17 protein-coding genes are annotated in these 19,163 nt (G+C 59.5%); 12 read left to right on the top strand and 5 right to left on the bottom strand.

What is annotated here, in order from left to right:
• Positions 1-121 precede the first annotated feature (121 nt).
• Both hemB and ppk1 read left to right on the top strand, forming a co-directional pair.
• Positions 122-1,135 carry a porphobilinogen synthase gene (gene hemB, locus PspCFBP13509_RS06250; RefSeq protein WP_065948754.1) on the top strand — a complete coding sequence of 338 codons (1,014 nt, stop codon included), beginning with the start codon at positions 122-124 and terminating at the stop codon, positions 1,133-1,135.
• 18 nt (positions 1,136-1,153) lie between these two features.
• On the top strand, positions 1,154-3,379 hold the full coding sequence (ppk1, locus tag PspCFBP13509_RS06245; protein WP_027608351.1) for a polyphosphate kinase 1: 2,226 nt from the start codon (positions 1,154-1,156) through the stop codon (positions 3,377-3,379).
• Positions 3,380-3,547: 168 nt separating this feature from the next.
• On the opposite strand, the gene ppx is transcribed toward ppk1, so the two are convergent.
• Entirely contained in the window at positions 3,548-5,050 is a 1,503-nt protein-coding gene (gene ppx / locus PspCFBP13509_RS06240) for an exopolyphosphatase (RefSeq protein WP_027608352.1), read from the bottom strand.
• A 495-nt stretch (positions 5,051-5,545) separates the two neighbouring features.
• Between ppx and PspCFBP13509_RS06235 the strand changes: the two genes are divergently transcribed.
• The 5 genes from PspCFBP13509_RS06235 (at position 5,546) to PspCFBP13509_RS06215 (ending at position 10,821) form a co-directional block, all read left to right on the top strand.
• The gene (locus PspCFBP13509_RS06235) at positions 5,546-6,205 is read left to right on the top strand and encodes a DUF1120 domain-containing protein (protein WP_065926662.1); all 660 of its coding nucleotides are present in this window, start codon (positions 5,546-5,548) and stop codon (positions 6,203-6,205) included.
• Between the two features lie 83 nt (positions 6,206-6,288).
• Complete coding sequence (locus PspCFBP13509_RS06230) at positions 6,289-6,936, top strand: DUF1120 domain-containing protein (protein ID WP_161985716.1); 648 nt, start codon at positions 6,289-6,291, stop codon at positions 6,934-6,936.
• A gap of 92 nt (positions 6,937-7,028) precedes the next feature.
• Positions 7,029-7,742, top strand: coding sequence for a fimbria/pilus chaperone family protein (locus PspCFBP13509_RS06225; protein WP_074847951.1), 714 nt, complete (start codon positions 7,029-7,031; stop codon positions 7,740-7,742).
• A gap of 135 nt (positions 7,743-7,877) precedes the next feature.
• A complete protein-coding gene (locus tag PspCFBP13509_RS06220; protein ID WP_137211703.1) occupies positions 7,878-10,256 on the top strand; it encodes a fimbria/pilus outer membrane usher protein in 2,379 nt (792 codons plus the stop codon).
• 58 nt (positions 10,257-10,314) lie between these two features.
• Positions 10,315-10,821, top strand: coding sequence for a hypothetical protein (locus tag PspCFBP13509_RS06215; protein ID WP_083221267.1), 507 nt, complete (start codon positions 10,315-10,317; stop codon positions 10,819-10,821).
• Here PspCFBP13509_RS06215 and PspCFBP13509_RS06210 read toward each other — a convergent pair.
• Genes PspCFBP13509_RS06210 through PspCFBP13509_RS06195 form a run of 4 tightly spaced genes read right to left on the bottom strand, consistent with a single transcriptional unit; the run spans position 10,802 to position 13,641 of the window.
• Positions 10,802-11,539: an amino acid ABC transporter ATP-binding protein gene (locus PspCFBP13509_RS06210; protein WP_027608358.1), complete on the bottom strand. Its 738-nt coding sequence runs from the start codon at positions 11,537-11,539 to the stop codon at positions 10,802-10,804. The two genes, PspCFBP13509_RS06215 and PspCFBP13509_RS06210, sit on opposite strands and share 20 nt — an antisense overlap.
• The gene (locus PspCFBP13509_RS06205; RefSeq protein WP_065938033.1) at positions 11,526-12,176 is read right to left on the bottom strand and encodes an amino acid ABC transporter permease; all 651 of its coding nucleotides are present in this window, start codon (positions 12,174-12,176) and stop codon (positions 11,526-11,528) included. Before PspCFBP13509_RS06205 ends, PspCFBP13509_RS06210 begins: the two co-directional genes overlap by 14 nt.
• Positions 12,173-12,841 carry an amino acid ABC transporter permease gene (locus PspCFBP13509_RS06200; protein WP_017736949.1) on the bottom strand — a complete coding sequence of 223 codons (669 nt, stop codon included), beginning with the start codon at positions 12,839-12,841 and terminating at the stop codon, positions 12,173-12,175. The genes PspCFBP13509_RS06205 and PspCFBP13509_RS06200 overlap by 4 nt, the downstream gene beginning before the upstream one ends.
• A gap of 14 nt (positions 12,842-12,855) precedes the next feature.
• Positions 12,856-13,641: a transporter substrate-binding domain-containing protein gene (locus PspCFBP13509_RS06195; protein WP_027608360.1), complete on the bottom strand. Its 786-nt coding sequence runs from the start codon at positions 13,639-13,641 to the stop codon at positions 12,856-12,858.
• 255 nt (positions 13,642-13,896) lie between these two features.
• Here PspCFBP13509_RS06195 and PspCFBP13509_RS06190 point away from each other — a divergent pair, with 255 nt between their 5' ends.
• The 5 genes from PspCFBP13509_RS06190 to PspCFBP13509_RS06170 all read left to right on the top strand — a co-directional run bounded on the left by PspCFBP13509_RS06190 (position 13,897) and on the right by PspCFBP13509_RS06170 (position 19,129).
• A complete protein-coding gene (locus tag PspCFBP13509_RS06190) occupies positions 13,897-14,592 on the top strand; it encodes a FadR/GntR family transcriptional regulator (protein WP_108573429.1) in 696 nt (231 codons plus the stop codon).
• Between the two features lie 121 nt (positions 14,593-14,713).
• On the top strand, positions 14,714-15,043 hold the full coding sequence (gene trxA / locus PspCFBP13509_RS06185; protein WP_015886460.1) for a thioredoxin TrxA: 330 nt from the start codon (positions 14,714-14,716) through the stop codon (positions 15,041-15,043).
• A gap of 234 nt (positions 15,044-15,277) precedes the next feature.
• Positions 15,278-16,537: a transcription termination factor Rho gene (gene rho / locus PspCFBP13509_RS06180; protein WP_003176825.1), complete on the top strand. Its 1,260-nt coding sequence runs from the start codon at positions 15,278-15,280 to the stop codon at positions 16,535-16,537.
• Positions 16,538-16,694: 157 nt separating this feature from the next.
• Entirely contained in the window at positions 16,695-18,161 is a 1,467-nt protein-coding gene (gene ubiD / locus PspCFBP13509_RS06175; RefSeq protein WP_027608362.1) for a 4-hydroxy-3-polyprenylbenzoate decarboxylase, read from the top strand.
• On the top strand, positions 18,161-19,129 hold the full coding sequence (locus PspCFBP13509_RS06170; protein ID WP_074847944.1) for a CDP-6-deoxy-delta-3,4-glucoseen reductase: 969 nt from the start codon (positions 18,161-18,163) through the stop codon (positions 19,127-19,129). Before ubiD ends, PspCFBP13509_RS06170 begins: the two co-directional genes overlap by 1 nt.
• Positions 19,130-19,163 lie beyond the last annotated feature (34 nt).

The following is a 19,163-nucleotide window of genomic DNA, read 5'->3' as shown; positions in this document are numbered from 1 at the left end:
CCTACATTAACCGACGAATGCGACTACAGGTCGCATCGTTAAGCACAACTGTCATACCTTCGTCATAATGCCCGCTTATAACTGCAACGCTCGCCCGTGAACCCGGGCTCAGGAGTCTGTCGTGAGCTTTACCCCTGCCAATCGCCTGTTCCCTGCTACCCGCCTGCGCCGTAATCGCCGTGATGATTTTTCTCGCCGCCTGGTTCGTGAAAACGTACTGACGACGGATGATCTGATCCTGCCGGTGTTTGTACTCGACGGTGAAAATCGCCGGGAATCGGTAGCGTCGATGCCGGGTGTAGAGCGTCTGACCATTGATCTGCTGCTTGAAGAGGCGGCGGGCTGGGTCGACCTGGGGATTCCGGCGTTGGCGTTGTTTCCGGTCACGCCGTCTGAACTCAAGTCCCTTGATGCTGCCGAAGCCTGGAACCCGGACGGTATCGCCCAGCGCGCCACCCGCGCCCTGCGCGAGCGTTTCCCGGAGCTGGGGGTGATCACCGACGTGGCGTTGGACCCGTTCACCACCCACGGGCAGGATGGCATTCTTGACGAAGACGGCTATGTTCAGAACGACATTACCGTCGACGCGCTGGTCAAGCAGGCCTTGTCCCATGCGGCAGCAGGCGCCCAGGTGGTTGCGCCGTCGGACATGATGGATGGCCGCATCCAGGCGATTCGCGAAGCCCTGGAACTGGCCGGCCACGTCAATGTGCGGATCATGGCCTACTCGGCCAAGTACGCCAGCGCCTACTACGGCCCGTTTCGCGATGCGGTGGGCTCGGCGCTGAACCTGGGCAAGGCCAACAAGGCTTCGTACCAGATGGACCCGGCCAACAGCCATGAAGCCTTGCACGAAGTGGCGGCGGATTTGGCCGAAGGTGCCGACATGGTGATGGTCAAGCCGGGGATGCCGTACCTGGACATCCTTTACCGAGTCAAAGAGGAATTCAAAGTGCCGACCTTTGTGTATCAGGTCAGTGGCGAATACGCCATGCACATGGCTGCAATCCAAAATGGCTGGTTGAGTGAAGGGGTAATCCTAGAATCCTTGACGGCCTTTAAACGTGCCGGGGCTGATGGCATCCTGACCTATTTCGCCGCCCGCGCCGCCCAATTGCTTAGAGAGCAACAATAGCCCTCACAGGAACATTCGATGAATACCGAAGGACTCTCCGAAGTTGCCGTAAAAGACGCTCACCCGGTGGTGGAACAAGTCACCGAGACCCCGCCGGAGCACGAGCCGGCCGCGCCTGTGGTGGTAGCCGAAGCGCCAGCCCCGGCCCCGGTGGCCGCCGTAGTGACCAATCTGGATGACAGCAGCCTGTACATCCACCGCGAGCTGTCACAACTGCAATTCAACATCCGCGTGCTTGAACAGGCACTGGATGAGTCCTACCCGTTGCTGGAACGCCTGAAGTTCCTGCTGATTTTCTCCAGCAACCTGGATGAATTCTTCGAGATCCGCGTCGCCGGCCTCAAGAAACAGATCACCTTCGCCCGTGAACAAGCTGGCGCGGACGGCCTGCAGCCGCACCAGGCGCTGGCGCGCATCAGCGAGCTGGTGCACGGTCATGTGGATCGCCAGTACGCGATCCTCAATGACATCCTGTTGCCGGAACTGGAAAAGCATCAGGTTCGCTTCATCCGTCGCCGCCACTGGACTACCAAGATCAAGACCTGGGTGCGTCGCTACTTCCGCGACGAAATCGCGCCGATCATCACCCCGATCGGCCTGGACCCGACGCACCCGTTCCCACTGCTGGTGAACAAGAGCCTGAACTTTATCGTCGAGCTGGAAGGTATCGACGCTTTCGGTCGCGATTCGGGCCTGGCGATCATCCCGGCGCCGCGCTTGCTGCCACGGATCATCAAGGTACCCGAAGAGGTGGGGGGCGCTGGCGACAACTATGTATTCCTGTCGTCGATGATCCATGCCCACGCCGATGACCTGTTCCAAGGCATGAAGGTCAAGGGCTGCTACCAGTTCCGCCTGACCCGTAACGCCGATCTGGCGCTGGATTCCGAAGACGTCGAAGACTTGGCCCGCGCCCTGCGCGGCGAGCTGTTCTCGCGGCGCTACGGTGATGCGGTGCGCCTGGAAGTGGCCGACACCTGCCCGAAACACCTGTCGGACTACCTGCTCAAGCAGTTCAACCTGGGCGAGACCGAGCTGTACCAGGTCAATGGCCCGGTGAACCTCACGCGCCTGTTCAGCATCACTGGCCTGGACAGCCATCCGGAGCTGCAATACACCCCGTTCACCCCGCAGATCCCGAAACTGCTGCAAAACAGCGAGAACATCTTCAGCGTCGTGAGCAAGCAGGACATCCTGCTGCTGCACCCTTTCGAGTCCTTCACCCCGGTGGTCGACCTGCTGCGCCAGGCTGCCAAGGACCCGCACGTGTTGGCCGTGCGCCAGACCCTGTACCGTTCCGGTGCCAACTCGGAAATCGTCGACGCGCTGGTAGACGCCGCGCGCAACGGCAAGGAAGTCACTGCGGTGATCGAGTTGCGCGCGCGCTTTGACGAAGAGTCGAACCTGCAATTGGCCAGCCGCCTGCAAGCGGCCGGCGCGGTAGTGATCTACGGCGTGGTGGGCTTCAAGACCCACGCCAAGATGATGCTGATCCTGCGCCGTGAAGCCGGTGAAATCGTGCGTTACGCCCACCTGGGCACCGGCAACTACCACGCCGGCAACGCCAAGCTCTATACCGACTACAGCCTGCTGACTTCCGACGACGCCTTGTGTGAAGACGTCGGCAAGTTGTTCAGCCAGTTGATCGGCATGGGCAAGACGTTGCGCATGAAGAAGCTGCTGCACGCGCCGTTCACCCTCAAGAAGGGCATGCTCGACATGATTGCCCGCGAGACCCAGTTCGCCCTCGAGGGCAAACCGGCGCACATCATCGCCAAGTTCAACTCGCTGACCGATCCGAAGATCATCCGCGCGCTGTACAAGGCCAGCCAGTCCGGCGTGCGTATCGACCTGGTGGTGCGTGGCATGTGCTGCCTGCGTCCGGGCATTGTCGGCGTGTCGCATAACATCCATGTGCGCTCGATCATCGGCCGCTTCCTGGAACACACGCGGGTGTTCTACTTCCTTAACGGCGGCGAGGAGCAGATGTTCCTCTCCAGTGCCGACTGGATGGAGCGCAACCTCGACAAGCGCGTGGAGACCTGCTTCCCGGTCGAGGGCAAGAAGCTGATCATGCGGGTCAAGAAGGAGCTGGAAAGCTACCTCACCGATAACACCCACAGCTGGAGCCTGCAGTCGGATGGCCGTTACGTGCGTAACACGCCGACCGGCAACCAGAATCCGCGCAGCGCCCAGGCGACGTTGCTGGAAAAGTTGGGTAGCCCGATTCTGTCGGTGAACTAACAGACAACACGCTCTGAAAATGTGGGAGGGGCGGTGCGACGACTCGACTTGCTCCCGATTGCGGTGGTTCAGTCAAAGTATTCGCGACTGACACACCGTAATCGGGAGCAAGTCGAGTCGTCGCACCGCCCCTCCCACATTTGTTTTTGCAGTGTTCATGAGATCGGGTTAGCGCAGGTTCAGGCTGAACCCCACCCGCGTCAGCCACTCCGCTTCCTGGGCGAAGTCCGCCTGGGTCAGCTGGTTCTCATCCAGCCAGCCTTTGGGGAATACGACATCCAGGCTGTCGCCATTGGCACGCAGGGTTACCTGGGGCATCTGCTGGGTGCCACGAATGTGGTGGAACAGGATCGCGAAGCGCAGCAGCACGCACAGGCGGATCAGCTTGATGCCTTCATCGCCGAACTCGGCAAACTTGTCCTTGGGAATATTGCGACGATGGCCGCGCACCAGCAGCGCGAGCATCTGCTGGTCTTCCCGGGAGAAACCCGCCAGGTCGGAGTGCTCGATCAGGTAGGCGCCGTGCTTGTGGTAGTGGTAGTGGGCGATATCCAGGCCCACTTCATGCACCTTGGCCGCCCAGCCGAGCAGTTCGCGCCATACGCCGTCTTCCAGGTCCCAGTCTTCGGCGACCTGATCGAACGCATGCAGGGCTTTACGCTCCACGCGGGCTGCCTGCTCCTGATCGACGTGATAGCGCTCCATCAGCGACGTTAGCGTGCGCTCTCGTACGTCTTCATGATGATGGCGGCCCAGCAGGTCATACAGCACGCCTTCGCGCAGGGCGCCGTCACAGTGGTCCATGCGTTGCAGTTCGAGGGCGTCGAAGATCGCCTCGAGAATCGCCAGGCCGGCCGGGAAGATGGTGCGACGGTCGGGCTTGATGCCGTCGAAGTCGATCTTCTCGGCATCCCCCAGCTTGAACAGCTTGCGCTTGAGCCAGGCCAGGCCTTCGGCGTTGACCTCGCCGGTGCCATGGCCGCCGGCCTTGAGCGCCAGGCCGATGGCACGGATGGTGCCGGACGAGCCGATGGCTTCATCCCAGGTCAGGCGGTGCAGGGCGTGCTCGATGCTCATGATCTCCAAACGCGCTGCCGTGTAGGCCTGGGCGTAGCGCGCCGGGGTGATCTTGCCGTCCTTGAAATAGCGTTGGGTATAACTGACACAGCCCATCTGCAGGCTTTCGCGCAGCAGCGGTTCGAAGCGCTGGCCGATGATGAACTCGGTACTGCCGCCGCCGATGTCCGCCACCAGGCGCTTGCCGGGGGTATCTGCGAGTGTATGGGACACGCCGAGGTAGATCAGGCGTGCTTCTTCGCGGCCGGAGATGACTTCTACGGGGTGGCCGAGGATTTCCTCGGCGCGACGGATGAATTCGCCCCGGTTACGGGCTTCGCGCAGGGCGTTGGTGCCGACGATTCGCACGGCGCCCAGGGGCATGCCGTTGATCAGCTGTGCAAAACGCTTGAGGCAGTCGAGCCCGCGTTGCATGGATTCTTCATTGAGCTGGCGCTCATCGTCGATCCCGGCAGCCAGTTGCACTTTCTCTCCGAGCCGCTCAAGGATGCGGATTTCGCCGTTCTGGGCCTTGGCCACGACCATGTGAAAGCTGTTGGAGCCCAGGTCGATGGCGGCGATCAGGGACAGATTCTTGGCTTGGGATTGCGGCATGGTTTGGGGGTCTCGGTCGATAACCTTGCCATCGTGCCACGATCGATCGCTGGAGCCAACGCGTAGTAACAGAGGATTTTTCCTCGTATACCTATAAGTGCTTTCTGCGTGGCACGTAGGACCGGCCCACAAATGATGTATTACAAAGCCAGAAAGCACTGGATTTTGTACTGGCTATTCTTGGTTTTATTGAGTGTGTCGATAAGTCTTACGCCGTTTTATGTTTGTCCTAACTTGCTGTGTCCCTGTTCGTATACATGGGGTTGTTTTTTAGAGTGGAGATAGGGATCACTCTTACATGAGGTGTCATTTTTTCCGGTTTTATTATTCTCTTGGAATATGAATACTCACGTTCGGCACCTGTCCCGGGTGGTGTTTATAGGTCGGAGCTTCAAGGACGAGATATTCATATGCGCACCAGGCGTGACGCAGGGGAGGTGTTCTGATCATTCAATAACTGGCCAGCCTATGGTCATTGCTATGGATGAAAGTTAGATGAAGAAGAATTACCCAGTAGTGGCGGGCCTATGCCTCGTCGTTGCGAGCCTGACTGTCCAGGCTGCCGATGTACGTGTAAAAGGCGCGATCGCTCCAGCCAGTTGCAGTTTTACACTCACCCGCTCGGTCATTGACTATGGAACTATTCACCCGAGCAGCCTGAGTCCGACAAGTTATACCAAGCTGGATAAGAAGAGTGTTCCATATACGGTGAGGTGCAGTGGTCAGTCTAAAATAAAAGTGGGTATCAAGAGCGTTGATAATCGAGCTGGCTCGAGAATACCAGGCATGATGCTGGGGCAGTTTGGCGGGAACTATAAGGATCTCTACAATTTTGGTCTGGGGGCCACTTCCAGGGGGCAGAAAATCGGAGGTTATGTAGTGCATCTTCGAAATTCTGTAGCTGACGGCAAGTCGGTAGGGATTGTTAGCTCGGAAAATAACGGCGTACGATGGGAACCAAACAGTACCCAGGCAGTAGGCCACACTGCCAATATAGCCAGTTGGCGTGCGGGGAATGTGTATGCGCCTATATTGGTTAATGCTGTTTCCGGCAATGTTGAAGTTCAAGCCGTCATCAACAAGACGTCCGAACTTGATATGAGCAACCAGATCAACCTGGACGGCCATTTCACCCTGGAGTTGCGCTACCTCTAGGCTTCTCCACACAGGTATCCATGGCGTGCTGACTATGAAGTGTCAATCAGCACGTGTCTCTTTGGCTATTGTCGATGATTGCTATGAAGAAGATTATTTCGTTATCAGGTATGTTTCTCGCTATGCTGGGTTTGAGTGCGCAAGCTGCGGACTTACGAGTGAGAGGCTCCATTGCGCCTGCCAGTTGCAGTTTTACTATTGTTAATTCAACGATAGATTACGGTCGGATTGATCCTAGGTCACTGAGTGCTACTAACTACACCAAACTGGCCAAAAAGGGGACGCCTTACACCGTCAGGTGTGCATCGCCCACGTTTGTTGGTATTAAGGCACAGGATAACCGCGCGTCCAGCAAGGTGCGCGGCATGATGGTGAGTCAGTACAATATTACTTATAACGATGATTTCAATTATGGTCTTGGGTTTACCTCGAAGAATGAAAAAATCGGCGGCTACGTGGTTTTCATGGAAAACAACATTGCCGATGGTAAAACTGTACGGGCTGCGCGGTCTAATAATAATGGCGCGAGTTGGGGGATCACCGATCCTGTCTTGGGGCAGTCAGCCAACGTTGGAAGTTGGCGTACGAGCGCCAGCTATTCGCCGATTAAAATAACCGTCGTCTCGGGGAATTTGAATGTTCAACCAGTGATCAATAAAACCTCTGCGCTGAGCATGAATAACGAAATAAAACTTGATGGCCATACAACCCTGGAATTGGTCTATCTCTAAAAGCTTCCAGGCGATTCAGGTCGGCTTGCAGTCTCTTTGGCGGCAGCCCACCTGATTCGGCGTGTTTCGTTATTGCTGTGAAGGAAGTGTTGATGCTTGTTTCTACAAGAAAAAAATCTATTCTGGCCGGTTGTTTGTGTCTCGGTTTTGTTTTCTGCCGTGCCGCGTATGCAGACGGCATGGAACCGGAAACAACAGTTGTCATTCTCAATGAGGCGGATGGTGAAGTCAGCATCAATGTCACCAATACGGACCCAAGTCCTGCCCTGCTTCATTCAGTTATCGAAGATATACCGGAAGACCCGGAGCCTTTAGCCGTCATTACTCAGCCCGTTGCGCGTGTCGATAGCGGTGAGCGGCAAATGGTCAGGGTTATGGCAATCAATAAGGAGCCTCTCAAAACCCAACGTTTGAAGCGCATTACGTTTGAAGGTATTCCCCAGGCACAACCCGGCTCGGGCGCGACAATTGGTATCAGCCTACGGCAAAACCTGCCGCTCATTCTCCACCCCAAAGGTTTACCCCAACATCATGCACCGTGGGAACTGCTGACCTGGAGCCTTCACGGCAATACCTTGAGCGCACGCAACAACAGCCCCTATGTGGTGCGCCTGGCGGCTGAGGTGGTCTTGAACCCGCAGAAGGTGAATGCGCTTTTGCCGCGTACCTATATCTTGCCGGGCGAAACCCTCAGCGTTGCCGTGGAAAAACGTTCTGCAGCCACGTCGGTCACCCTTATGCCGGCCACGCTCTATGGGTTTTCCGTCGATAGCTACGAGGCTTTGCTCGTAGCGAATCAGCCGTGACCTGCCATGGGAAAAAAAGCCAGCAGGTTTTGTAGCGCCGTACGTGGGCAGCCATCCCGGGCGCCAATAAAACCTGAGGAGGCTTTCAGGCGAAGCGGAATCAGCCTTTCGGTTTGGGCGGTGGTGGTGTCGGGAATGGCCGCTGACGTTTACGCCGCGCCGGCGGCGGTGCTCGGATTTGACCTTGCCACCTTGCAGGCGCGTGGTATCGACCCTTCAGTTGCGCGCTACTTTCAGCAAGCCCCTCGGTTCAGCGAGGGCACGCGCGTCGTCGATTTGACGGTCAACGGTAATCCCATCGGGTTGACTGACGCGCGGTTTAACCATGAAGGCGCGCTGTGTTTCAACCGTGGGCTATTGGATCGGGCGGGACTGCAGATTCCCGCCACGGTGATCGATAAGCAAGTCTCTGCCGCCCAGGCCTGTCATGACTTTATTGCCGAGTATCCGAAAACGGTAGTGACCTTGCGCCCAGGGCGTGAGGAGGTTGTGCTGGTCGTCCCGACCCAGGCGCTGCGCGACATGCAACAAAGCACTGGTCATTACGCCCGGGGAGGTGCAGCGGCGCTGGTCAACTACGATGTCCAAGGCGTCAATGCCCACTCGCGGGGGGATCGAGGGCGCTTTTTATCCGCTTCAACGGAAATGGGTTTCAACGTGGGCGATTGGATCGTCCGCAGTCGTCAGCTCTATCTCTCCAACGATGAGCGTTCGGCGACTGAGCATCTGTATGCATACGCGCAGCGCGATATCGCTCCCTTGGCTTCGACATTTCAGGCAGGCCAGATATCGGCTGATAGCCCCGTGTTCGGTGGTGTTCAACTGATCGGTGCACAGCTGTTTCCTGACGGAATGGAAAACCGCACCAGCAGCAATGGCGTTTTGGTTGAAGGGCGGGCGCGGAGTCAGTCGCGGGTGGAAGTCCGGCAGTCCGGCGCATTGATTTATACCACTCTCGTCCCGGAAGGGCCGTTCACCTTGCGCAATTTGCCACTGCTCAATGGCACCAGCGACCTCGACGTCAGGGTTATCGAAATCAAGGGGGGGCAACACAGTTTTATCGTGCCGGCCGCCTCGTTCCGTGGATCGGTTCCGATTAAATCGGGATATACCGCTGCAATAGGGAAGGTGCGTGATGTGGATCGAAGGGGCGCCGCCGAGCCTCTGTTGGCGATGGCCAGCGGAACGTGGGCGTTAGGGGAGGACGCGGCCCTCAGTTCGGGAGTTCAGGGCACGGACAACTACCACTCGGTGGGCCTGGCGTTGGACAGCAGCTTTGACCAGCGGTTTTCACTGGGATTGCGCAATAACCTTTCCCATGACCGTAAGCAAAAGGTACGCGGTTCGCGTAGCGGCGTTTCGTTTGGCAGTACGCTGCCGGGCAACGTCCAGATGAACTTGAGCGCCACTCGCCAGACGTCGGGTTACCGGGATGTGCTCGAAGCTGTTGGCGGCGAGCCCGGCGAGGTACAGGGCGCGCGCGCCAGGCACCAGTACACGGCAGGCTTCAGTTGGTCAGACCCTCAATTGGGTGGCTTCGCTGTCGGTTATTCCCGTTCGACTCATTTCGACAATCGTACTTCCCAGCATATCTACGGCGCGTGGAACAAAAACTTCAGGCACGCCAATGTTGCGGTGAGCATTGACTCCCAGGTAGGTGCGTCAGGCGACTCCAGAGACAAAAATGATGGCTTGGGCATGCGCTTGCAGATCACTGTTCCACTGGGCAGTGACCGCTCCGTGACCTCGACGGTTCGACGCCAAGGGCGTCATGCCGGTATCGGTACAGCCTACAGCGAGCGCGTGAATGACACCCTGAACTACGAGTTAAGGGGCGAACGCGACCTGAGAGGTACCAGCGATCAGTCGGTGGGTGGAACGCTCAACGCGACGTCTCGTTATACCCAGCTCGGCCTGGGGCTCAATCGAGACTCGTCCAGCACGATCTATAGCGGGCAGCTACAAGGCGCCGTGGTTGCTCACGAGCGAGGCCTGACACTGTCTCCCTACCGTGTAGAGGACACTTTCGGTGTGGCGTCGGTGGGGAATATTCCGGGTGCTCGCATCAGTACCCCTCAGGGGCCCGTCTGGACCGACCGCTGGGGAATGGCCGTGATTCCCGGCTTACCCGCTTATCAGGGCAGCCTTGTCGAGGTGGACGGTAAAAGCTTGCCACGCCAGGTTGATCTCAATAATGGCACGAAGATGCTGGAGGTCGGGCGAGGCTCGTTCAGTACGGTCGAGTTTGAGGTATCGAAGGTTCGCCGGATGCTGGTGCGTGTCAGCGACCCAAGCGGGCGGCCGTTGCCCAAGGGGACGTCGGTGCTTGCCGCCGATAACACGTTCCTGACCACGGTGGTGGGGGACGGAATGATCTTCCTCAACAATATTGAGCATTCCCAGGTACTGACCTTGTCGTCGCCGAATGCGACTCCCTGCAAACTGCAACTCGATCTGGCGGAGCCCAACTATGACGGCCAACTGTATGAAACCTCCTCGGCAGTCTGTCGTTAAGGCTGCCCTTGCCTCGGGACGCTTTCCAGGCGGGGTGGGATTACTGGCGGGTCTCTTGATGATTGCTGACGTTTCGGCGTCGGAATGCCACCTGTCATTGAGCCGGCCGCAGATCGACTACGGGCCGTTGCGCGTCGACACACAGCCCGGACCCCACGGTGTTTCCATCGGTAGACGCACGGTGCACCTCAGCGTGGTTTGCCCTGAGGCGGCGGTGATTGCGCTGCGTTTCCGCGGTGCGCCAGCCGATGCGCAGGGTTTCAGTTTTGGCCATCACGGGCGCTTTGATCTGAGCCTTCGGCAGGCATTGCTGGATGGCCAGGCCGTCGAACTGGTGTCGATGCACAACCGCACTGAACGAGACGGGCAGCTGCGCCCCGGCGGTGTGCTGGTGCCACTGAGGGCCGGGCAGCCAATCGCCGGTCGAGTCTTTTCGGCTCAGGTGCAGGTCGATACCTATCTAGCGGGCACCCACCCCGCCGTGCGCGATAAAACCCTGCTGGAGGGGGGAGGCCGTTTCGAAATGGTGCCCGATGGCTGGGCGATCAGGCGTGCGCTTCGGTAGTGCCGATGAAGTTCGCCAACTCAGCAGTCTGCGGGTTGGCAAACAATACCTTCGGATCGCCGACTTCATGCACCTTGCCCTGGTGCATGAACACCAGCTTGTCGCCCACTTCCCGGGCGAAGCGCATTTCGTGCGTCACCATGATCAAGGTCATGCCGTCCTTGGCCAGTTGGCGCACCACGCTGAGTACTTCATTGACCAGTTCCGGGTCCAGGGCCGAGGTGATTTCATCGCACAGCAGCACCTTGGGCGACATGGCCAGGGCGCGGGCGATGGCAACGCGTTGCTGCTGGCCGCCGGACAGGCGATCGGGGAACGCGTCGAATTTCTCACCCAACCCCACGCGTTCCAGCATTTGCCTGGCCAATTGGGCGGCCTTGGCCTTGGGCACTTTCTGCACCACTTGCGGTGCAAGCATGACGTTCTCACCCACGGTCAGGTGCGGGAACAGGTTGAACTGCTGGAACACCATGCCGACTTTCTGCCGCAGGCTGCGCAGGTCGGCGCGGGCGGCGTCGAGGTATTCGCCATCCACCTCTATCACGCCGTCGTTGATCGATTCCAGGCCATTGAGGGTGCGCAGCAAGGTGGACTTGCCCGAGCCGCTACGGCCGATGATTGCCACGACCTGGCCTTCTTCAACGGTCAGGTCGATGCCCTTGAGGACGTGGTGATCGCCGTAATACTTATGCAGGGCGGAAATTCTAAGCAGAGGCATGCAGTCTCCTTTCCAGGTAGCGCGCACTGAGGGACAAGGGGTAGCAGAGCAGGAAGTAACCGAGGGCCACCAGGCCGTAGACCATGAAGGGCTCGAAGGTGGCGTTGGCGAGCATGCCGCCGGTCTTGGTCAGTTCGGTAAAGCCGATGATTGAAGTGACGGCGGTGCCTTTGACCACCTGCACCGAGAAGCCCACGGTAGGCGCCACGGCGATCCGCAGGGCCTGGGGCAGGATCACGTAGCGCAGTTGTTCAAGCGGATTCAGCGCCAGGCTGGCCGATGCTTCCCACTGGCCATGGGCGATGGAGTCGACGCAGCCGCGCCAGATTTCGGCGAGGTAGGCGCTGGTAAACAGCGTCAAGGCGATCGCGGCCGCCAGCCAGGGCGAAATATCCACGCCGAGCAGGGCAATGCCGAAAAAAACCAGGAACAGCTGCATCAACAACGGGGTGCCCTGGAACAGTTCGATATAGGTGCGCGCAACATTGCGCGCGAATGCCTTGCGGCTGATGCGCAGGGTCATCACCAGCAAGCCGATCAGGCCGCCGCCGATAAACGCCACGATCGACAGCAACAGCGTCCACTGCAGGCCCGTAAGCAAGTTGCGCACGATGTCCCAGAAGGAAAAATCACTCATCGGCTGTTCCTCATCACAAAGCGGCGGCCGATCCAGTTGAGCAACTGGCGAATCATCAACGCCATGCACAGGTACACCAGGGTGGTCAGGGCATAGGTTTCGAACGCGCGGAAATTGCGTGACTGGATAAAGTTGGCGGCAAAGCTCAGCTCCTCGGTGGCGATCTGCGAACACACCGCCGAACCGAGCATCACGATGATGATCTGGCTGCTCAAGGCAGGCCACACCTTGCCCAGCGCCGGCAGCAGCACCACATGGCGAAACGCTTCGAAACGCGTCATCGCCAGCGCGGCGGCGGCTTCCAGTTGCCCGCGCGGGATGGCCTGGATGCCGGCGCGGATGATCTCCGTGGAGTAGGCCCCCAGGTTGATCACCATCGCCAATACGGCTGCTTGCCACTCGGTGATTTTCAATCCCAGGGAGGGCAGGCCGAAGAAGATGAAGAACAACTGCACCAGGAACGGCGTGTTGCGGATCAACTCGACATACACCCCGAAGAACCAGGCAAAGGGCTGGATCTTCCACGCCCGCACCACGGCGCCGACAGTGCCCAGGGCGACGCCCAGGATTGCGCCGATGGCCGTCAGCTCAAGGGTGAACAGCGCGCCGCGCAACAGCAGATCGGTATTGGCCAGCACCGGCACAAAGTCGAATTGATAGGCCATCAATCAGCTCCGCTTCAGAGATCAGCAGGCAATGGCTCTTTGAGCCACTGCATCGCGTTCTTTTCCAGGCTGCCATCGGCCTTGGCCGCGACCAGGATCTGGTTGACCTTCTCCAGAAGCGCCGGCTCGTTCTTGTTCACGCCCACGTACACCGGCGAGTCCTTGAGCTTCACTTTCAGCGCCGGCACGCGTTTCGGGCTGCGCTCGCTGATCGCCACCATGACCACGTTGCCGCTGGCGATCAGGTCGACCTGGCCGGCCAGGTAGGCCGCGATGGTGGAGTTGTTGTCTTCGAAGCGCTTGATGGTGGCTTCCTTCGGCGCTACGGCGGTCAGCTCGATGTCTTCGATGGCGCCACGGGTCACGCTGATGGTCTTGCCCTTGAGGTCGTCGGTGCTGCTGATGGCGGCATCAGGCGGGCCGAACACGGCCAGGTAGAACGGTGCGTAGGCCTTGGAGAAGTCGATGACCTTTTCGCGCTCGGGGTTCTTGCCCAGGCTGGAGATCACCAGGTCGACCTTGCCGGTGGTGAGGAACGGGATGCGGTTGGTGCTGTTGACGGGGGTCAGCTCCAGCTTGACCTTGAGTTGGTCGGCCAGCAGTTTGGCGGTGTCGATGTCCAGGCCACGGGGCTTCATGTCGGGGCCCACCGAGCCGAACGGCGGGAAGTCCTGGGGCACGGCGACCTTGAGGGTGCCACGGGCGACGATATCGTCCAGACCGTTGGCCTGGGCGGGTGCCTGGCTCAGCATCAGGCTGGCAAACAGGGCAGTGAGCAGGGCGCTGCAGCGCTTGGTCATGGCAACTCTCCGAGAAGGGCGAAGGAATTTTCTGGATTTGCTCAGTGCACAGCCCATGCCAGTACGGCGCGGATCGTCTGCGAGGCGCGAGTTTGTTGAGTTTTTGTGGTCTTACTGGTCTGAACAGTTGTGCGGGTTTTCGCACCCTTTTCGAGCGTTGGTAAAACTGCGCGAGCCCCTTTGGGGCGTGGCTTGCCGTGGCTCCTGAATAGCTTTACAACTAGCCGCTCTGTTGACGCAAACCTTGAGTTTTTTATGAATTCCATCGCCCAAGCCGTACCGGAAGCGGCCCTGCAGGCCATCCGCAAACTGATCAAGGAGCAAGGCTTCGGGCCGGGCGATGCACTGCCGTCCCAGCGCGACCTGGCGGTGCAGTTGGGCGTCAGCCGGGCGTCGCTGCGCGAGGCGCTGTCGTCCTTGAGCGCCTTGGGTGTGGTCAGTGTGCAGCCGGGCAAAGGTGTGTTCGTGCAGGCGGTGGAGGATGCGCCGGGCTTTGCCTGGCCTTTTGCAGCCCAGGCCACGCCGCTCGATATCTTCCAGTTGCGCTATGCGCTGGAAGGGTTTGCGGCGGGTTTGGCGGCGGTCACGCTGACGATCGATGAGCTGGACAGCCTGGAAGACAACGTCGAGGCCATGCGCAAGGTGCTCAAGGCCGGCGACTTCGAAGCGGCCGCGCGGCTGGACTTCGAATTCCACCAGCGCATCCTGCTGGCCAGCGGCAACCAGGCGATGGTGAGCATCCTGAGTGCCAGTGCCGAGGTGTTTCTGGAAAGCCAGAAACTACCGTTCATCCGGCCGGAGCGGGCCATGGAAACCTGGCAGGAACATCGCAAGATCCTGCGCGCCCTGGCCCGGCGGGCCAGTGCGTCGGCGCAGAAAACCATGCAGGAACACGTACGCAACGCGGCGTTGCGCACGGGGATTGCCTTCGTGACTCCTGTTGCGCCCTGAGTTGGGCTATGCGCAAACTCATGCGCCATCATAGGAAGACTCAATCAGAGGCGGCTTCCTGAACGGGGGAAGGGCGGCTATGATGGGCAACGTTTTTTTTGCTTACAATCCGGAGACATCCATGAGCAACGATCTTATCAAGCACGTCACCGACGCGACCTTTGAGGCCGAAGTACTCAAGGCTGCTGGCCCGGTGCTGGTTGACTACTGGGCTGAATGGTGTGGCCCTTGCAAAATGATCGCTCCGGTCCTGGACGACATTGCAACCACCTACGAAGGCAAGCTGACCATTGCCAAGCTGAACATCGACGACAACCAGGAAACCCCGGCCAAGCATGGCGTGCGCGGTATTCCTACGCTGATGCTGTTCAAGAACGGCAACGTCGAAGCCACCAAGGTGGGCGCGCTGTCGAAGTCCCAGCTGCAAGCTTTCCTCGACGCCAACATCTAAGCGTCGTCAAAAAGCCCCGCAAATAGCGGGGCTTTTTCGTGAAACAGGGCTAGACGCTCCGAAACTCAGGTGGTACATTCGGCCCCGCACTGGTTTCTCCACTGCCCCCTGCAAGCCGTCGCCGACGCATTCCTTTTCGATTAGTACGCGATCCTGTCGCCTTCTCCGCGGCGCGGCCTCATTAAGCCAAAAGCTTAATTTCCCCCCCTCCATAAATGATTACGTCATTCCTATATGAATCTGACTGAACTCAAGCAAAAGCCGATTACCGACCTGCTCCAACTGGCCGAAGAAATGGGCATAGAAAATATGGCCCGTTCGCGCAAGCAGGACGTGATTTTCTCCCTGCTGAAAAAGCACGCGAAAAGCGGCGAGGAAATCTCCGGTGATGGCGTGCTGGAGATTCTCCAGGACGGCTTCGGCTTCCTCCGCTCTGCAGACGCCTCCTATCTCGCCGGCCCAGACGACATCTATGTCTCGCCGAGCCAGATCCGTCGCTTCAACTTGCGCACCGGTGACACCATCGTTGGCAAGATCCGCCCACCGAAGGAAGGCGAGCGTTACTTCGCCCTGCTCAAGGTCGACACGATCAACTTCGATCGTCCCGAGAACGCGAAAAACAAGATTCTCTTCGAGAACCTGACGCCGCTGTTCCCGACCGTGCGCATGAAGATGGAAGCCGGTAACGGTTCCACCGAAGACCTGACCGGTCGCGTGATCGACCTGTGCGCCCCGATCGGCAAAGGCCAGCGTGGCCTGATCGTCGCACCGCCGAAAGCCGGTAAGACGATCATGCTGCAGAACATTGCAGCGAACATCGCACGTAACAATCCTGAAGTTCACCTGATCGTATTGCTGATCGATGAGCGTCCGGAAGAAGTCACCGAAATGCAGCGCACCGTGCGCGGCGAAGTGGTTGCCTCGACGTTCGATGAGCCGCCGACCCGCCACGTGCAGGTTGCCGAAATGGTGATCGAGAAGGCCAAGCGCCTGGTCGAACACAAGAAGGACGTGGTGATCCTGCTCGACTCCATCACCCGTCTGGCCCGTGCCTACAACACCGTGATCCCGAGCTCCGGCAAGGTCCTCACCGGTGGTGTCGATGCCCACGCCCTGGAGAAACCGAAGCGTTTCTTCGGCGCCGCGCGGAACATCGAAGAAGGCGGCTCGCTGACCATTATCGCCACCGCACTGGTTGAAACCGGTTCGAAGATGGACGAAGTGATCTACGAAGAGTTCAAGGGTACCGGCAACATGGAACTGCCCCTGGACCGTCGCATCGCGGAAAAACGCGTGTTCCCGGCGATCAACATCAACCGCTCCGGCACCCGCCGCGAAGAGTTGCTGACCGCCGACGACGAACTGCAGCGCATGTGGATCCTGCGCAAGCTGCTGCACCCGATGGACGAAGTGGCAGCCATCGAGTTCCTGATCGACAAGTTGAAAACCACCAAGACCAACGACGAGTTCTTCCTGTCGATGAAACGTAAGTAATCACGACGTTTCAGGTCCGAAAAAATGGCGCCCCCAGGGGCGCCATTTTTTTTGTGTCGGTTTTTCGGTCCCTGCAACGGCCAAATGCACCTCGATAAGCTGCCAGCCGCCCTCAGAGCAGGTAGGATGTACGCCTATTTTACGGGTGGCATGGTTAATGAAATTCAAGGATCTTCGGGATTTCGTGCAGCAACTTGAGCAGCGCGGAGAGTTGAAACGTATCCAGATGCCGATTTCACCGGTGCTGGAAATGACTGAGATTTGCGACCGCACCTTGCGTAACAAGGGCCCGGCGCTGCTGTTCGAGAACCCGACCGGTTTTGACATACCGGTGCTCGGCAACCTGTTCGGTACTCCCGAGCGTGTGGCCTTTGGCATGGGCGCCGAGGCGGTCAGCGAATTGCGCGAGATCGGCAAGCTGCTGGCGTTCCTCAAGGAACCCGAGCCGCCCAAGGGCTTGAAGGATGCCTGGTCGAAGCTGCCGATCTTCCGCAAGATCATTGCCATGGCACCCAAGGTGGTCAAGGACGCGGTGTGCCAGGAAGTGGTCATCGAAGGGGATGACGTCGACCTCGCCATGCTCCCCGTGCAAACCTGCTGGCCCGGCGACGTCGGCCCGCTGATCACCTGGGGCCTGACCGTCACCAAGGGCCCGAACAAGGACCGCCAGAACCTGGGGATCTACCGCCAGCAAGTGATCGGCCGCAACAAGGTGATCATGCGTTGGCTGAGCCACCGTGGCGGTGCCTTGGACTTCCGTGAATGGTGCGAGAAGCATCCCGGCAAGCCGTTCCCGGTCTCCGTGGCCCTGGGCGCCGACCCTGCGACCATCCTCGGCGCCGTGACCCCGGTGCCCGACAGCCTGTCCGAATACGCCTTCGCCGGGTTATTGCGTGGCAACCGCACCGAGCTGGTGAAGTGCCGTGGCAACGACCTGCAAGTGCCGGCCACCGCTGAAATCATCCTCGAAGGCGTGATTCATCCAGGCGAGATGGCCGATGAAGGCCCGTACGGCGACCACACCGGCTATTACAACGAAGTCGACAGCTTCCCGGTGTTCACCGTGGAGCGCATCACCCATCGGATCAAACCGATCTACCACAGCACCTACACCGGTCGGCCGCCAGATGAGCCGGCGATTCTGGGGGTGGCGCTGAACGAAGTGTTCGTGCCGATCCTGCAGAAGCAATTCCCGGAAATCACCGACTTCTACCTGCCGCCGGAAGGCTGTTCGTATCGCATGGCCATCGTGACCATGAAGAAGTCGTATCCCGGCCATGCCAAGCGGGTCATGCTGGGTGTGTGGTCGTTTTTGCGACAGTTCATGTACACCAAGTTCGTTATCGTCACCGACGACGACATCAATGCCCGGGACTGGAACGATGTGATCTGGGCCATCACCACGCGCATGGACCCCAAGCGCGACACGGTGATGATCGATAACACGCCGATCGACTACCTCGACTTCGCGTCGCCGGTGTCGGGGCTGGGCTCGAAGATGGGCCTGGACGCTACCCACAAATGGCCGGGTGAAACGACCCGCGAGTGGGGCCGGGTGATCGTCAAGGATGAGGCCGTCACGGCACGTGTCGATGCGATTTGGAAAGAATTGGGAATAGATTGATGCGTGTAACCCTGCAACCTTCCGGCGCCGTGCTGGAGCTGGTCCCCGGCGAGCGAATCCTCGAAGGCGCGCGCCGCCTGGGCTACGAATGCCCCCAGGCGTGTCGCAATGGCGTGTGCCACGTGTGCGCCGCACTGCTGGTGGAGGGCCGGGTGCAGCAAGCCGGTGAAGTGCGCGACCATGGCGAGTTCTACACCTGCATCGCCGAGCCGCTGGAAGATTGCATTGTGTTGTGGGATGGCGTGCTGGCGCCGGGAGAGTTGCCGTTGCGCAAGTTGTCGTGCCAATTGAGCGAGTGCGTGGAAGTGGGCGGCGATGTGTGGCGCGTGCGCCTGCGGGCCCCGGCGGGCAAGGCGGTGCGTTACCACGCCGGGCAATACCTGATGATCGAGCGGGAGAATGGCGAGAAGTCGGCATTTTCCCTGGCGTCGGCGCCCCACGCCGGTCGCGAGCTGGAACTGCATGTACTGGCCCGCGAGGACAGCGCGCGCAACTTGCTGGAGCAATTGCAGCGCAACCAGATGGCGCGCATCGAGCTGCCCTTTGGCGACACCCACCTGGCCGAACTGCCGGACGGGCCATTGGTGCTGATCGCCGCCGGGACCGGCATGGCGCAGATGCACAGCCTGATCGAGCATTGCCGCGCGTCCGGCTTCAAGCACCCGGTGCACCTGTACTGGGGCGTGCGTCGCCCGGAAGATTTCTACGAGATCGAGCACTGGGACCAATGGCTGCAACTGCCCAACCTGTTCCTGCACAAGGTGGTCAGCGACCTGTGTGGTTGGGAAGGGCGCTGCGGCCTGCTGCATGAAGCGGTGTGCGAAGACATTGCTGACCTCAAGGCGGTGCATGTCTACGCCAGCGGTTCACCGGCGATGATCTACGGCACGCTGGATGCACTGGTCGATGCCGGCATGGATGCGCACCAGATGCGCGCCGACGTATTCGCCTACGCCCCGCGGCCCTGACGCAACCGAACTGTGGAGCGGGGCTTGCGCTCGC

This window comes from Pseudomonas sp. CFBP13509 (assembly GCF_005233485.1).
Classification (GTDB): Bacteria; Pseudomonadota; Gammaproteobacteria; order Pseudomonadales; family Pseudomonadaceae; genus Aquipseudomonas; species Aquipseudomonas marginalis.
This window is presented reverse-complemented; position numbering and strand designations above follow the sequence as displayed.